At 55.8% G+C, this 15,352-nt stretch carries 10 protein-coding genes and 1 tRNA gene; 5 read left to right on the top strand and 6 right to left on the bottom strand.

The genetic code is table 11. The annotated features are described in order from the left end of the window. The first annotated feature begins 75 nt into the window (after positions 1–75). Positions 76–1,839: a hypothetical protein gene (locus KF752_19505; GenBank protein ID MBX3423749.1), complete on the top strand. Its 1,764-nt coding sequence runs from the start codon at positions 76–78 to the stop codon at positions 1,837–1,839. A gap of 67 nt (positions 1,840–1,906) precedes the next feature. On the opposite strand, the gene ligA is transcribed toward KF752_19505, so the two are convergent. From ligA to KF752_19520, 3 genes are all read right to left on the bottom strand, one after another. Beyond that, entirely contained in the window at positions 1,907–3,928 is a 2,022-nt protein-coding gene (gene ligA / locus KF752_19510; protein ID MBX3423750.1) for an NAD-dependent DNA ligase LigA, read from the bottom strand. 97 nt (positions 3,929–4,025) lie between these two features. Beyond that, a complete protein-coding gene (locus tag KF752_19515; GenBank protein MBX3423751.1) occupies positions 4,026–5,471 on the bottom strand; it encodes a DUF4147 domain-containing protein in 1,446 nt (481 codons plus the stop codon). Position 5,472: 1 nt separating this feature from the next. Further along, positions 5,473–8,211 carry a hypothetical protein gene (locus KF752_19520; GenBank protein ID MBX3423752.1) on the bottom strand — a complete coding sequence of 913 codons (2,739 nt, stop codon included), beginning with the start codon at positions 8,209–8,211 and terminating at the stop codon, positions 5,473–5,475. A gap of 369 nt (positions 8,212–8,580) precedes the next feature. Here KF752_19520 and KF752_19525 point away from each other — a divergent pair, with 369 nt between their 5' ends. The 4 genes from KF752_19525 (at position 8,581) to KF752_19540 (ending at position 11,306) form a co-directional block, all read left to right on the top strand. Then, complete coding sequence (locus KF752_19525; GenBank protein MBX3423753.1) at positions 8,581–8,880, top strand: transcriptional regulator; 300 nt, start codon at positions 8,581–8,583, stop codon at positions 8,878–8,880. Between the two features lie 335 nt (positions 8,881–9,215). Next, on the top strand, positions 9,216–10,724 hold the full coding sequence (locus KF752_19530) for a protein kinase (protein MBX3423754.1): 1,509 nt from the start codon (positions 9,216–9,218) through the stop codon (positions 10,722–10,724). 307 nt (positions 10,725–11,031) lie between these two features. Beyond that, positions 11,032–11,104, top strand: a tRNA-Lys gene (locus KF752_19535). A 28-nt stretch (positions 11,105–11,132) separates the two neighbouring features. Next, positions 11,133–11,306, top strand: coding sequence for a hypothetical protein (locus KF752_19540; protein ID MBX3423755.1), 174 nt, complete (start codon positions 11,133–11,135; stop codon positions 11,304–11,306). A 21-nt stretch (positions 11,307–11,327) separates the two neighbouring features. On the opposite strand, the gene ruvB is transcribed toward KF752_19540, so the two are convergent. From ruvB to serC, 3 genes are all read right to left on the bottom strand, one after another. After that, the gene (ruvB, locus tag KF752_19545) at positions 11,328–12,272 is read right to left on the bottom strand and encodes a Holliday junction branch migration DNA helicase RuvB (GenBank protein MBX3423756.1); all 945 of its coding nucleotides are present in this window, start codon (positions 12,270–12,272) and stop codon (positions 11,328–11,330) included. A 158-nt stretch (positions 12,273–12,430) separates the two neighbouring features. Then, a complete protein-coding gene (gene serA / locus KF752_19550) occupies positions 12,431–14,059 on the bottom strand; it encodes a phosphoglycerate dehydrogenase (GenBank protein ID MBX3423757.1) in 1,629 nt (542 codons plus the stop codon). A gap of 102 nt (positions 14,060–14,161) precedes the next feature. Beyond that, a complete protein-coding gene (gene serC, locus KF752_19555) occupies positions 14,162–15,271 on the bottom strand; it encodes a 3-phosphoserine/phosphohydroxythreonine transaminase (GenBank protein ID MBX3423758.1) in 1,110 nt (369 codons plus the stop codon). Between the last annotated feature and the right edge of the window lie 81 nt (positions 15,272–15,352).

Raw genomic sequence — 15,352 nt, forward strand, 5'->3', positions numbered from 1 at the left:
GAGGTACGTCAACAACACGGCCTCTGGAAGTAGGGCGGCCCAGACGTAGAGGCCGCAATGTCTGGAGTCCAGAACATGGTTTTTTCTCTCAATTCGCGGATGGATCGACGCAGACGCGCATTGCGAGATGCAGCGGCCGGCGAGTCCGCTGCGATGACGTTCGAACGTGCTAGCGATCGAAAACAGCTTGAGAACCAGAATTCCGCCGTCGCAGGTACTGGTAAACGCGGGGCTGGCTACAGTGTAGATGTTCGCGCAGCCTGTGGTGTGCGATTCGTACAATTGATTCCGGTACGCCGACGTAGCTTTCTGACAATAATAGCGGCGAGCGTGACTGTGGTAGCCGGTTTGCTAATCGCGCACTATCAGGTCTACGTCAGCGGCCACTGGCCTTGGTATGGCCATCCATTGGCTTTAGCCTTGGACGCAGCTCACCCACATAGTATCGCTGCCTGGCTGGGGAGTCATTTGTGGCTACTGTGCCTGTTCTGTACCACGCTGACATTTCAGATTCGCAGACACAAGTTGGACGACTATAACGGTGAGTATCGTTTGTGGTTCTGGCTTGTTCCGACTTGCATTCTTGGCAGCATTGATTCGACCACTCATGTGTCAGAATTGTTTGGTCTCGCGCTGGATCGTTGGACTCAGTTGAACATCGGCTGGAGCGGCAAGGCCGTGATGCAGTCAACTCTGGCGGTGTTCGTGGGTGTGCTAGGTTTGCGATTGTGCTCGGAGCTAAAACGAGTGCCGCTGAGTTTGGTGTGTTGGCTATTCGGATTGATCGCTTGGGCGGGGTGCGTAGCATTGGCTCAGGAACGATTCAAGACCGATACGATCCTGTCGCTGCAAATGCGAATTTGGCTGGGGTCTGCACTGTGGCTGGGTGGACTAACTCTGGTATGGATTGCATCGCTGGCCTACCTCCGCCAAACCTATATCGACGCGCAATACCGCTTCCTGCTGCGCAGCAGGCTGGCAAAGGTTAAAAATGTTCAGCCATTCAAGGAACGGCTCAAGCTTGTTCTACCGACTAGGCTATTCCGCAGGTCAGAGGACACTCACGCCGCTGCCCCAACCAACCGTCGAACCGCATCTGCGACTTCCGAAAGTAGCAGAAGCTCTGGAGCTGCAGGTGGGGGGCTCGTGTCCTCAGCCGCGACATCGGCTCCTGGTAGCACCACACAACGCCCGGCTCCTCTTAGCCTGGAGGCACGTAAGCGCGCAACCGAAGTTCGACCGACAGAAAACGGCAACAGCTCAGTTGCGCAGAAATCTCCCAGCAAACAGCCAGCTGGAGCCTCGGCCAATTCAAAATCCAATGGTTGGCGGTTCAAGATTTGGCCGGGAGCAACACCTACCCCAGAAGATGCACCGGAATACAGAAAGATTCGGGCCCATGATACTGAAGGCGCGCTTGACGCCTCAAACAGCTCTGATCGGCAACAGATCAAGGCAGAAAAACAAGCTGCCAAGTTGGTACTCCGCGCCGAACAGCAGGCAGCTCGCGAGGCAAAACGGCAAGCCAGAAAACAGGCCGGAGGCAGCCGCAAGCGGTGGTGGCTACTGCCTGTTACTGCGACAGCCGCAATTCTCAGTAAGGTAAAAATGCCTTCGTTGTCGGGGTTTACACTGCCGCCGCCAGCTAGCGACGATACGTCTGGCCCGCCCACGGCCGGTGCTACTAAAGGTCATGGGGGACTGCGCGCAGTTGGGACCGAGCGGCCTCTACCAGGCACCTCTCACGGCGATCGGGATGACGAGGAGGATCTGGATTCCGATCGCTACCTCAGTAAAGCCGAACGTCGCAGACAACGTAAGCATGGTCGAGCAGCGTAATCCAATAAATCCAGTGGCTGGCGCATTCCGAACAGTCGATCGCACCGGCGACTACATGGAACCAACTTTACTCCGGAGTTGCTTGAGCAATCATTGCTCGAAACTCTGCTTCGCTCAGCACAGGAACGCCCAACTGACGAGCTTTCTCCAACTTGCTGCCAGCTTTATCGCCGGCCACAACATAGTCGGTGCTCTTGGATACCGAGCTAGCCGCCCGGCCACCGAGCTGGGCGATCAATGATTCAATCTCGTCACGTGTGTAGGTCGTTAGCGTTCCTGTAACCACCAACGTCTTGCCGGATAAGGGCTGGGTTGATTGCGAAACCCCAGTGGCCGTGTTCATCGGCTCGGACAACTGTACGCCAGCTTCTGAAAGACCGCTCAAGGTGGCCTGTCCATGTTCGCTGTGCAAAAAATCGTAAACGCTGGCCGCGATAATCTGGCCAATTTCGTCGACGCTGGCCAGTTGCTCAACCGTTGCCGCCCCCAAATTCTCAATATTCTGAAACCGTTTGGCCAACACCGTGGCCACGCGCGTTCCGACATGGCGAATGGAAACCGCAGCCAGGACGCGCGCCAAACCGCGTTGCTTGCTGGCTTGGATTGCTTGCAACAACTTCTCGGATTTGCGTTGGCCAAAATTATCTAAGGTCAATAGCTGCTCTTGGGTCAGGCGATACAGATCAGCAAAGCTGCTCACCAAACCCGCCTCGATCAATTGATCGATCACTTTTTCTCCCAGACTGTCGATGTCCATGGCAGACCGTCCGGCAAAGTAACGCAATTGTTCGCGCAATCTCGCTGAGCAGCTTGAATTGGCGCAGCGGATGTACACTCCGCCTTGATCCTTTACCAGAGGCGAGTTGCACTGAGGACAACGAGTCGGGAATTGATAGGGTATCGAGTCCCGGCTGCGGCGATGCAGTTCCACACGGACAATATGCGGAATGATCTTGCCAGCTTTTTCTACGACGACCCAATCGCCTACCCGGATATCTTTGCGCTGAATCTCCTCAGCGTTGTGCAGGCTGGCGCGAGAGACCGTTGTTCCTGCAAGCTGCACGGGCTCCAATTCGGCTACCGGTGTTATCGCACCCGTTTTGCCAACTTGCACGACGATCGCGTTCAATCGAGTCGTGGCTTCGTACTTTTCGATTTTATAGGCGACGACCCAGCGAGGCGATTTGGTGGTACTGCCCAGTTTTTCGCGGTCGGCGAATTGATTTACCTTCAGGACCAAGCCGTCCACTTCAAAATCCAATTCATGCAGGTCAGCTTGGATTTGATCAATGCGCTGCAATACTTGCTGAGCGTCCTGGAATTGGAACACATGTGGGGTCACAGGCAGACCGTACCCCCGCAGTTCGTCTAAGAAATCCATATGATTGGTCGAGCGAATCCCGTCGCAATAGCCGACTCCATGGCAAAAGAACCTCGGTCGTCGCTGGGCTGCCAGTTTCGGATCCAGCAGACGTATGGTCCCGGCAGTCACATTGCGAGTGTTCTTAAACAGCGGTAATCCGGCGCTGGCTTGTTGAAGGTTCAGTTGCGCCAAATCACTGTTGGTCATGTAAACTTCGCCACGTACTTCAAGGAGTCTAGGAGGATTTCCCAACAAGCGCAGCGGCACATCAGGGATCGTACGAATGTTGTGCGTAATGTCATCACCCACATGGCCATCGCCACGAGTGACGGCGCGCACAAGTTGTCCATCTTCATAGACAATTGCGGCAGCAACACCGTCGATCTTCAGTTCCATCACCCACTCGACCGCCACGTCGTCCAAGCCGCGTTGAACACGTGCCAAAAACGCCGCCAATTCCTCCAAACTATAGGTATTCTCGATCGACAACATCGGCACACGGTGTTCCACTTGCCGTAAGCCGGTCAGAACCTGGTCGCCGATGCGCTGTGTGGGGCTATCGGGGCGAACTAGTTCTGGAAACTCCGCCTCCAGCGCTTTAAGCTGCTGCAACAGACGATCATATTCCAGATCGGTGATTTCAGGCTCGGCATCGACGTAGTATTTACGATCGTGATAGCGAATCTGATCGGTAAGTTGTTCGATGCGCCGCTGCGGATTTTCCATGAGATACCTGACTGTGGAACAGGTTGCCTAACAAACCGGGCTCGGCAGCTGTGCTATTGTGCCCGACCGTTGCCGATTGCAGAACCCGTGGTTCCGGTTACGCACTACCTTTCCGCGACAAGGCAATCCGCAAGTCGCCTACATTCGTACCGGTTGGGCCAGATACGATCAATCCTCCCATTCTCTCAAAAAAATGATAGGCGTCGGCTCGGTCGAGATACGGTAGGGGAGAGCAACTGAGTCGTCGCATGCTCTGCAGCGTCTCGGCACTGATCCATGCTCCAGCAGCATCCGTCGGACCATCTTCGCCATCGGTTCCGCCGCTCAAAAACACCAGATGGTTATCAGGCCAGACTTCCGGCCAGCCGCGTTTCGAAAGCAGCTCCAACACGGCAAGGGCTAATTGTTGATTGCGACCGCCCTTGCCAGGGTTGTCAGCGGGCAGCTTGACAGTTGGCTCGCCGCCCGAAATCCAACAGTCTGGTGGCGCTTGTTGTGCTAGGCGCTCCATGGCGGAGCAGGCCATAAGAGCGACATCGCGCACATCGCCCTCGGGTTGCCGAGCGGTCTGCATTAGGTATTGATATCCCAGTTCGACGGCGCGCACTCCGGCGGCATCCACAGCATCGGAGATGTTCCCCAGGATTATATTGTCGATTTTCGGGGGCGGCCCCGAGCCGGACGGTGACTGGTTCTGGCGCGGATCGGCTTGCCTCCCCTGCTCTGCTGCCCGCAGCCACTGAACCACTGAATGCAATTGGGGATGCTCGAGCAAATCGAGCTGCTCAAGTTCTACCACGGCCCGTCTATAACTGCCAGAATTATCGAGCACGGTTGGTCCGGAAGCAATGATATCCAGTGGATCACCCAGTACATCGGAGATGATCAGCGCTATCATTCGTCCGGCCCGACACTGGCGGGCCAGTCCGCCACCTTTTACACGACTGAGGCAACTGCGGATGGTGTTGAGCTGCCGGATGTTGCCACCGGCTGCCGAAACCAGCTCGGCCACAGCTTGTTTGTCAGCCAATGTAATTCCGGGTTGAGGCGCAACCAGCAGGGCTGAACCTCCGCCAGAAATCATGCATAACACAACGTCATCGGGATGAGCTGTCGAGACAAGGTTGAGTATCCGCTGGGTGCCTTCAAGGGCGCTGTGCGTTGGCAGATTACTGCCCACCGGCCGCGCCACGTGAAATTGTATATCCGGTACCGCTTCGTGGCCGGTGCCGGCGGGCGTGTTGATCCAGCCGAGCAGCGGAGGAAAATCTGGAGTTGCCCACTCCTGCTCAGCCAGCCTGCGGAATCGACTCGCCATGGCCGCAGAGGCTTTGCCAGCGCCTACAATAATCAGCCTGCGTGTCTGTGAAAGGTCGACGCGGCAGTCTTCGTCAATGCATAGCCATCTGCCGTCACGATGAATCTTATTCCGCAGCAGCGTGTCGGGCTGCACTGCGGTTACGCCTGCCTGCCATATATTGAGCGCGTCACGCACCAGCGTCCGAGACACAGAATCGGCTGGAGGCAATCGCTGCCAGAGCATGTCATTCCAAGGGACTGGTTTCAAAGTGAGATTGTTTCGTAGCCGGTTGAATCGTGTGGATGCTTAGCTCTTGTATTTGAACGTCGCACTCCCCACGACACTCGGCGAGGATGCGAAATTCGCCATCAGCCAATACAAAGCGTTGCAGTTGGATGTCTAGTTGCTGACCCGCGCTGCCACGAATCAGTTGTCCCAGGCTAGGTCCAGCCTGGTTGTCATAGAATAACATGCCTGAAGATGCATCGGAACTTGATTGTCGTACCAGCGCCTTGGCGGTTACCTGAATCATCTGCCCGCGCCGCACGGTCAGCGGAGCGCTGCGAACTCGCAGTGACGCACCTTCGTAACCTCCAGGTAACGTTTCTGTTCGCCGATCAGTGGCTGGATTGGGATTGCTCTGGCTTGCTGGCGAATTGGCAATCAAAGCGCCGGGAGATTTCGTGGTTGACGATGGTTTGGCGTAGGCTGCCAGACGCAGTCCACTTGGCGAGTTGTTCGAGGCGGGTACCAGTTCGACGCGCAATTCGGCGGCGTCTTCCAGCCGTCGCTGCTGCGACCAGCCGTGAGTAAGCATGTCTGGCAGATTATCGAATTGGCTGCCCGGCATGGTCGCGGGCTGCCAGCGACTGCGAGCGCAGGCGTCGGCGACTAGCCAGTGGTATTTGAGCGTCCCAGGAGTCAGCACAAATGGACTGCTCTGAGCGGCAGGTAAGCTGCCGGTTGCCTCCTTGTACGACTGGTGAAGAATCGACTGAGCAATTTGTAGCACAGCCAAGGCCGACTTGATGGCCGCTTGAGGCCGATTGGATTGCAACCCAGTCCAGCCACTGTCAAGCTGCTGTTGAGCACCGCTTAGAACCTGCTTCAGAGCAGTCCATTGCCGCCGTTGAGCTTCCGATTGGCCAAGGCCAGCGCTCTGGATACGCGCCTCCACCGTATGAGTAGCCTGCTCTAAACAAAGGCTGGCAACCTCCAGTTGATCACTAGCCATCTCCGCCGTTCGTTCCTGCAAACGACGCTGGAGCGAATTCAGTACGTATGGATTGCGTGTCATCACCAACACTTCAACGTGGTGTGGCGCGTCAATTCTCCATTGGTGAACGCCGCCAGTGGACTGGACGTCGATGCTTTCGAGAGTGCCATGCGTCAAGCGAACAACCTGCGGAACTTCGATGCCTTCACTCAGTTTGAACGCCAGTGGCGTTCCCTGGGTGTTGGGCAAGCACCAGCGCGATTCAGGAGATGATGACTGAGCCACAATCAGCTCGGCGTTTTTGATGCGCCAACGAGCGGCAGTGAAATCGCTTCGGCTCAATTCCGGAGATGACTGCCTTTGGCCGACGGTTAGCCACGGGCTCCAGATCTGCAGATCGCCATTGGTCCAGCGCACCGCAGCTTGCAACGCCCGATCTTCGTCGTTTTGAAAGTCCAGCGGCGTAATCAGCGGTGTACCAGTGTGGTAGACGATGCCCCGAGCGCCGGAGATGACCGCTGCAATCGTCTCGTGACGCAGCCCCAGGGGATTGACCAGCAGTCGCTCCGGTACAGTGCCGTCGATCGACTCGATCGCCACGCGATATTGTTCAGCCAACGCAGGATTAACGTCTACATGTAACGATACCCAACCACGGCCGCGAACCCGCACGGTATCTAGCGATTGACTGAGCCAGTCATGTTTGGCTTTGGCATCTCCCGGTGATACGGGATCCGGCGCCGGTACGATTACCTCATGAGCCAAGCGGCTAAACAACCAATAGTTTTCAAGTGCTTCTCCGTACAATGGACGGCGCATCGAGTCAGGTAACTGTTCGGCAGCCGAGATTTGTTGGCGAACCCAGTCGATTTGATCACGATTGAGTGCCGTGCCTATCAACCAGCCTCGAACGTGCGATACGTCAGCCTCCGATAGTTCCGTTGGCTTGGCCGGCGGTGGGCTGATGACAGCCAATGAAGCATCGCGGATAAGGTTCAAATCGGAATGTGTCGGAGGCTGCTGTAGCCAAACACCGGTGAAGCCGAGCGACTTGAGCCATCCAGGTTGTTCGCCACGATGCTCGATCCACAATGGGTATTGCGTGGTGGCTCCAAAGTGCGCGCCGTCTGGTTCACGCCATTGCCAGCGCTCGCGCCAATTTGCTGGCAGGGGAATTCCCACCGTAGCTAATGGGATCATGCCACTCAAATCCAGATCGTCGATTTGTACTCGGTAGCGGCCAGGTCCGGTGTAGGCATTGATGACCAGCGAGTCGATATAGGATTGCTGGAGATTCAGTTGGGTATCGAACTGATTGCGGATGGCGATGATCTCTTGTTGCAATCGATCTCCTATCTGTCTAACCTGCAAACGTTGCCATTGCCCTGTTTGTGTGTACGTGTCTCCCCAAATCACCGTCGTCATGCGATTCTGACTAACTGGATGAATGGCTTTGGGAAAGACAACACGTACGCCCACACGAATTTGACCGGCGGCACAGCGTATCCATAATTCAGGTAGAAATTCGTTGAGTACCGCGCACGGCTCGATGGGATACGCCAACAGGACTTGTTCTCCGCGCCCGCTTGAGACCTCAAGCAACTCGCATGTCCGACCACTGTGAGGCATGATCAGGCTAATGTCGTGCTCGGTCAGCTGGGCATTGCAATCGCTGTACACAAGATTCCAGCGCGGGCTGCCACCCTCGAACGAATCGCTTCTCTGTGCGGAAGCCAGTTGCGCTGTCCAGGCAATGGTAGTTGCCATTGCCAATGTCCAGATGGTTCGGAGTAGTTTCATCACGGCTTACCCAGACTTCAAATCCGGAAGTGGGCCTGCAAATTGTTGCAAAAAGGCATCGCCAATAGCTAAAGTGTGGCGTAATCCCTAAGTCCAGCTTTTAGAAGAACTTACGGATTTTTTCCAGGTCAATTCGCGTGGTGATTGGGCAACGCTGGAAAATGGAATGGAATGTAGCGAATATCCTAAGTCATTGAAATTCAAGGGCTTACGGAATATGATGCTCAGGCCGATCGGGAGTGGCACCCAGTCTGCAATAGTGGCATTGGCACAAGCCCAACGCAGCTCGCACGAACCACTCAGCTCGATTCAACAACTTTTTCAGAGGCAGATGCGATGAACTCAGCTCCAGAAACCAACACGAGTGCACCTAAGTACGACGACATTCCGGCTGATCTGGTGGAACTGACTCAAGCCATCGAACAACTGCCCGTTGAGCATCGTATTCGCCTATTGCCTTCGCTGCGTCGGGTCACTGAAAGCAGTGTGCGTCGCCGCCGTATCCTGACGCTGGTTCAAGAAGCACTTGGGCAATTGCGGTTAGATATGAAGTATCTGGTGTTCGACTTGGAAGCGACTCGCCGCGAACGCGATGAATTCTTGCAAAAACTGAATGACCTTGGCGATCATGAATAGTTGACGGTCCTCGCCGCACAGGCACTTTTGCTGATCAGCAACGCCACGGTTGATCAGCGCTAGCGGAAGTCGATCGCCACCGATTGCTGCTGGTATCCGCTGCCAAGCCAAGCGAGCTGTCAATGACGAACCTGTGACTCGATTCCCACTGAAATTCAACCTGTGAAAATCTCCTAAGCTGGGCCGCTTGGCAAACCGATTGCTGGGCGGCCTTTCTTTTTTGGTTCTCAGCGACGCCAATTTGCGTTTTCGACCCGCGTGGCTTAGTATCGAATGTATCCAGTTCTTCCGCCAATTCGCGGAGAACCCCTGAGTACTTCATTGCCGATTCGAACATGGACTTCAACCCGCCTCAGCTCGCTCAACGCTTCGTTGAACTCGGCTTGATCGAGCCGTTGGCGGTGGAGCAAGCTTGGTCCGACGTAGGGGTGGAGAATGTAACCTGTGAGGATTTGATTCGCGTCTTACTGCGCCGTGAGCTAGTAACTAATCTGCAAGTGGATCGTGTCCTCAAGGGCGAACGAACCGGCTTTTTCTACGGCAAATACAAAGTGCTGTATCTGATCGGTGCTGGAACTTTTGCCAGAGTCTATCGAGCCGTGCATCGCGAGACCGGTCGAATTGCGGCCATTAAGGTCTTGCGCCGCCGTCACCGCAATGAGCCGGTGCAATTGGAGCAGTTCTTTCGCGAAGCACGCGTGGGCATACAGTTGCAACATCCCAATATCGTGGCCATCCACGAAGTCGATAGCGATCCGCGCAATCCCTACATGGTCATGGAATTCGTGGAGGGCCAGACACTGCGGGAGCTTGTACACATTCGCAAGACGATCGAACCGATTACAGCCCTCAAGTTGATGATGGACGTTGCCAACGGCCTGGCGTACGCAAGTACACTGGGCGTCACGCATCGCGATATGAAACTCAGTAACGTCTTGGTAACTGCCCAAGGTCGAGCGAAGTTGGTGGACTTTGGGTTGGCCGCCTTGGCCGATACCAGCAACGAGGCGGCCTTGGCCGATTGTCCCAGTGCTCGAGCGATCGACTATGCGGCGCTGGAACGAGGTTCCGGGGTCCGCAAAGATGATCCTCGCAGCGATCTCTATTTCTGGGGCGCCATGCTGTATCACATATTGGTCGGGAAATCGCCGCTGACCGAGACGCGCGATCGAGTGGCTCGACTAAACGTGTCGCGATTCCGAGAGGTACCACATATCAATAGCGTCGCCCCCAATGTACCCAGTAACGTCGCGTCCATAGTTCATCGAGCCATGGAGTTTGATCCGGCCAAGCGCTATCAGCATTCTACTGAAATCGTGACTGAATGCAGGACCGTTATTGCGCGACTTGAGGCCGGCGATACCGATACCACAGCCTCAGCAGCCAAGCTGCGCGCCTCCGATGGGGCAGCCACTGTTGATGCCTCGGAAGAGGGTGTTAATAAGGTAGTCATGTTGGTCGAGAGCAAACCTGAGTTTCAAGACTTGGTGCGTGAAAAGCTTAAGAAGCGGGGCTACCGTGTACTCATCATTAGTGATCCCCACCGAGCTCTGGCTCGTTTCCTGCCGGACGAAGATCCTCCGGCTCACTGCGTCTTATTCAGCGCTCCGGAACTGGGAGCAGCGGCGCTGGACGCCTATAATCAATTCGTCTCTGATCAACATACCGCTCACCTGCCAGCCATCTTATTGGTTGATCGCAAGCAGCAGTACATCATCCGCAACGCTAAAACGGATGCGCTGCACATCCTGTTGGCGGTGCCTTTGAAAGTTCGCGAACTGCGCACCGCACTGCTGCGGTTACTCCGCCAATCTGCAACCGACAGCCCGGCTGCCGAAGCTTAATCCTGTTGCAGCGGGTTGCCATTTGAACCAGCCTGGCACTTTGAACAACTGGCTTGCGGACGGACCGGGGAACCCTTTTCCAATCCGGTTGCGTCTGGTAAATTGTTGCCTCAATGAGGACAGATATGCCCTAGGCAATCCATGGCGATTGGGCTCAGGTGGTCTGTCTCTCGGTACTTATGATCCCGTATCCGCTATGCTGCAGTTGGGCAGATACTGCAAGTCCAGTAAGCTTTGGGCGGTGCAAGATTTGATTGGGCCTGCGGAGTCCATGGTACTAGCAAGTGCAGAACGTTCAGGCACGTGAGAGGGTGTAGCTCAGTCGGTAGAGCATCGGACTTTTAATCCGTGGGTCCGGGGTTCGAGTCCCCGCACCCTCACTGCCTTGCTTCGGCGATCGTTTACGGCATGTTGATCCTACTGAATGTCGAACTACAGCGCGGGATCATCGGCCCCAAACAGTTTTCGCTCCTGGTGGTCATGGCCATCATCACCACGGTGGCGGCAAGTCCAATCATCGCCTGGATTCGCCCCCGTTCCGATCAAGCGGAATTCTACTATTTAGCGGTTGCCTGGGCCTGAAGACAATACGGCTAAGCAGTGTTAGCGAAACAGCGGCAAGTGATCGGAACTCTCGTTGGGCGGGGCGATCTTTAGATGCTCGAAAGCGTTGGCTGTTGCATAACGGCCGCGCGATGAACGTATAATCAATTCGCTGCGCAGCAAGAAGGGTTCGACTTCATCAACCAACGTGTCGGACGAGACATTCATCGTATGCGCGATGGCTTCGATGCCAGCGGGACCACCTGAGAACACTCGGATCAGCGTCTCTAAGTAACGTCGATCCTGGCGATCGAGGCCCAACACGTCAATACCGGTCATTTCCAGGGCTCGCTGAGCGATATCCAACGTGGCGCGACCGTCGGCTTTGGACATGGCATAGTCGCGCACCCACAACAGGCGATTATTGGCAATACGTGGCGTACCGCGACTGCGGCGAGCGATCTCAACGGCTGCCGCTTGGTCTAGTTCAACCACCAGCTTTTCTGCACTTCGCAACAGAATCTGCTCCAATTCGGCACACGAATAAAACCCCAAGTGCTGGCGAATTTGAAAGCGATCGCGCAGTGGTCCGCTGAGCATCCCAGCACGCGTGGTGGCGCCAATGAGTGTGAATGGTTTGAGCTGCAAGTTCAAAGTGCGAGCGCTGACACCTTCGCCTAATACGATGTCGATGCGAAAGTCTTCCATGGCCGTATACAAATATTCCTCGACGGCCTTGGGTAGTCGATGAATTTCGTCCACAAACAGGACGGAGCGATCTTCCAGGTTTGTTAAGTAAGGAATGATGTCCTTGGGAGCCTTGAGCGCGGGTCCGCTGGCCATCTGCACGCTGACGCCCATCTCGCGGGGAATGCAGGTAGCGAAGGTGGTCTTGCCCAATCCCGGTGGCCCGTCAAACAGAATGTGCCCTAACGGTTGATCGCGTTTGCGAGCCGCATCGATGGCGATGTGCAATACCTCGATAACCTCGCGCTGGCCAATCATGTCGGCGATGCGCTTGGGGCGCAGCGCGAAATCCTGCTCATGTTCAGGACCGCTAGGGCTGATAATCGACTCTCGTGTCACTTGAGACAACGCTCCTTCCAGGCCGCCCTGCTGACTGCCTCTACCCCCGACGGCCTCAGACTAGCCTGCAATGACTGCTATTGCAACCAGCTGGGCAACGAACCGGCTGGCGGCAGGGTCAGGCTGTGCACCGTTTCCACGCCATCAACCTGCAGCATCTCAGCCACAGCGGCTGACGACGGCTGGCTATCCAGATTCAATACGCCAATTGCGCTTCCGCCGGCGAGGTCGCTGTCGCGCCCGACCGACATTTGCGCGATGTTGATCGAATGTTTGCCGAAGATGTTGCCTACCTTGCCAATGATACCCGGTACGTCGCGATGCGTAAAAATCAACATCTGGCCGTCGATATAGGCCTCCAATCGGTACTCGCCCAGCATGACGAGACGCGGCATGTCATGGCCAAATACAGTTCCCGCAGCACTGACACTGCGCTGGCCACCGCTTACTACGGCACTGATCGACGAACTGAAGGCGCTCGTCTCGCGGCTCAGTTGAATGCTCAGTTCGATGCCACGCTCTCTGAGCAACATTTCAGCGTTGATGATGTTGACATCCTCAAGCGCTCGCTCCAGCAATCCAACGCAAAACGCGTTCGTAAGTAATTTGGTGTCGCGATCGGCTACTTCGCCGCGATAGGTTAGTTGGCATGCAGAAACATTGCCGCCGTGCCATTGTCCGAGCAAGATGCCCAGGCGATAGGCGACATTCAAGTGGCTGCGGAGCGCTGCCAACGTCTGGGGGTCCAACGCGGAAACGTTGACCGAATGACGAATCTCACCGGACTTGAAAAAGTTGATGAGCAGATGAATGCCTTCAACGGCGACTTGTGTCTGAGCTTCTTCGGTACTGGCGCCCAAGTGGGGAGTGCATACCACGTTGGGCAGACCAAACAGCGGACTGTTCGTGCAGGGCTCCTCTTCAAACACATCCAAGGCCACCCCAGCGATCTGACCGCTCTTCAAACCTTCAACCAGTGCCGCTTCTTCATAGATACCACCGCGAGCGCAGTTGATCAGTCGGACGCCGGGCTTAAGCTGAGCAAGGTTACCGGAGTTGACTAAGTGTTTGGTCTCCGGTGTCAGCGGCGTGTGCACCGTGATGTAGTCGCACATGGGCAACATTTCCGCGACCGTTGCAACTCGATGAATCCCCAGCTTGCTGGCCATTTCCTCGGTTAGAAAGGGGTCAAAGGCCAGCACGCGCATATCGAACGCTCGGGCACGCAGCGCGACTTCGCGTCCAATTCTTCCAAAACCGATAACACCCAGTGTCTTATCGGCAAGTTGTGCGCCCATAAAGCTCTTGCGATCCCACACGCCGTCGCACAGTTTTTGATGGGCTTGCGGAATGCTCCGCGACAGCGCCATCATCAGCGCAAACGCGTGTTCAGCGGTGGACAATGTATTTCCGGCAGGCGTGTTCATGACTACGATGCCATGTCGGGTTGCCGCGTTTTTGTCGATATTGTCGGTGCCAACCCCCGCCCGTACGATGGCCTTGAGGCGCTTATTGCCCTCCAGCGACTCGGCAGTGATTTTGACTCCCGAGCGGATGATCACGCCATCGAATTCATTCAAGGCCGAGCGCAGCGCGTCCCCCTTGAGCCCGGTACGCACCTCGAATTCGCAATGCGGCTCGGCTTGCAGCAGCTCGATACCCTCCTGTGCGATAGAATCTAGAACGCCGATGCGGAATTTTCCCATTTCGATTGAACGCTTTCTTGGAGTAAATCAAAAACTTGTGCGACCCAACCGGGCGGCAACTGCTAACGCACTTGGCCTGCGGCAAGGTCGGTAGATGCGAATTTAAGAATTCTTATTGGCAAAGTCGATCATGAAATCAGCCAGCGTTTGCACGCCTTCCTGGGGCATTGCATTGTAGATGCTGGCTCGGATTCCACCCACGCTACGATGTCCGGCCAGTCCGTCCATGCCTTGCTGTCGAGCCTGCGAGAGGAACTGCTTTTCGAGGTCGGGCCTGCCAAACCGGAAGGTCACGTTCATCAGCGAGCGATCCTGGCGACGTGCATGGCCTTGATAGAAATCGGAGTACTTGTCCAGTACATCGTACAGGATGGCTGCCTTGGTTCGATTCAGTTGCAGCATGTTGTCCAAGCCACCGATCGTCTCTTGCAGCCACTGGGCGACAAGTCCCAATACGTAGATCGCAAAGGTGGGCGGGGTGTTCCACATCGAATCGTTCTTGGCCTGTAACTTGTAATTCAGATACCCAGGTAGCTGATCTGAGGAACGCTCCAACAAATCCTTGCGAATGACCACCACGGTGACTCCAGCCGGTCCAGCATTCTTTTGGGCACAGGCGTACAGCACACCGTAACGACTGATGTCGTAAGGACGGTACATGAAGTCACTGGAGGAATCGCACACCAAAGGAACGCGGCCGGTATTCAAATCGTCCGGGAACTGAACGCCCTGAATCGTCTCGTTGCTGGTGATATGCAAATAGGCCGCAGCGGGATTGACAGCCAGCTCCGCTGCGCTGGGCAAGCGATCATAGTTGGACGACTTGGCGTCGTAGATAACCTCCGTCGGACCTTCTTTGCGCGCCTCATCTAGCGCGCTGGAGCCCCATGTGCCGGTCAGAACGTACTGGGCCGGGCCGGGCTGACCGCGCAGCAGGTTCATCGGTATCATCGAGAACTGAAGTCGGGCACCACCCTGCAGAAACAGAATGTCGTGTTGGTCGCCAATGCCCAACAATTGAGCCAACCGAGTCTTGGCCTGCTCGTGAACGGCGATAAACTCCTTGCTGCGATGGGAAATCTCCATCACCGACGCGCCAGCACCGGGCAAGCACAGCATCTCGTCGCGAATCCTCTCCAGGACCGGGACGGGCAGGACCGCTGGTCCGGCAGAAAAGTTCCATAAGCGCTCTTGTGCAACCTGTGTAGCCATTGAAAATTTCCCTTGTAAAACGCTGGTTCGGGCTCACAGCTCAGTATGCCGAACGGAGCCAGCCCTGCCAGAGAAGCTCGC

The sequence above is a fragment of the Pirellulaceae bacterium genome, from assembly GCA_019636385.1.
Classification (GTDB): Bacteria; Planctomycetota; Planctomycetia; order Pirellulales; family Pirellulaceae; genus Aureliella.

What these genes read in the sequence shown, in the direction of transcription:
- KF752_19505 (MBX3423749.1), top strand. Translation starts at nt 76, where the DNA reads ATGGTTTTTTCTCTCAATTCGCGGATGGATCGACGCAGACGCGCATTG.
- ligA (MBX3423750.1), bottom strand. Translation starts at nt 3,928, where the DNA reads ATGGAAAATCCGCAGCGGCGCATCGAACAACTTACCGATCAGATTCGC.
- KF752_19515 (MBX3423751.1), bottom strand. Translation starts at nt 5,471, where the DNA reads ATGCTCTGGCAGCGATTGCCTCCAGCCGATTCTGTGTCTCGGACGCTG.
- KF752_19520 (MBX3423752.1), bottom strand. Translation starts at nt 8,211, where the DNA reads ATGGCAACTACCATTGCCTGGACAGCGCAACTGGCTTCCGCACAGAGA.
- KF752_19525 (MBX3423753.1), top strand. Translation starts at nt 8,581, where the DNA reads ATGAACTCAGCTCCAGAAACCAACACGAGTGCACCTAAGTACGACGAC.
- KF752_19530 (MBX3423754.1), top strand. Translation starts at nt 9,216, where the DNA reads ATGGACTTCAACCCGCCTCAGCTCGCTCAACGCTTCGTTGAACTCGGC.
- KF752_19540 (MBX3423755.1), top strand. Translation starts at nt 11,133, where the DNA reads ATGTTGATCCTACTGAATGTCGAACTACAGCGCGGGATCATCGGCCCC.
- ruvB (MBX3423756.1), bottom strand. Translation starts at nt 12,272, where the DNA reads ATGATTGGCCAGCGCGAGGTTATCGAGGTATTGCACATCGCCATCGAT.
- serA (MBX3423757.1), bottom strand. Translation starts at nt 14,059, where the DNA reads ATGGGAAAATTCCGCATCGGCGTTCTAGATTCTATCGCACAGGAGGGT.
- serC (MBX3423758.1), bottom strand. Translation starts at nt 15,271, where the DNA reads ATGGCTACACAGGTTGCACAAGAGCGCTTATGGAACTTTTCTGCCGGA.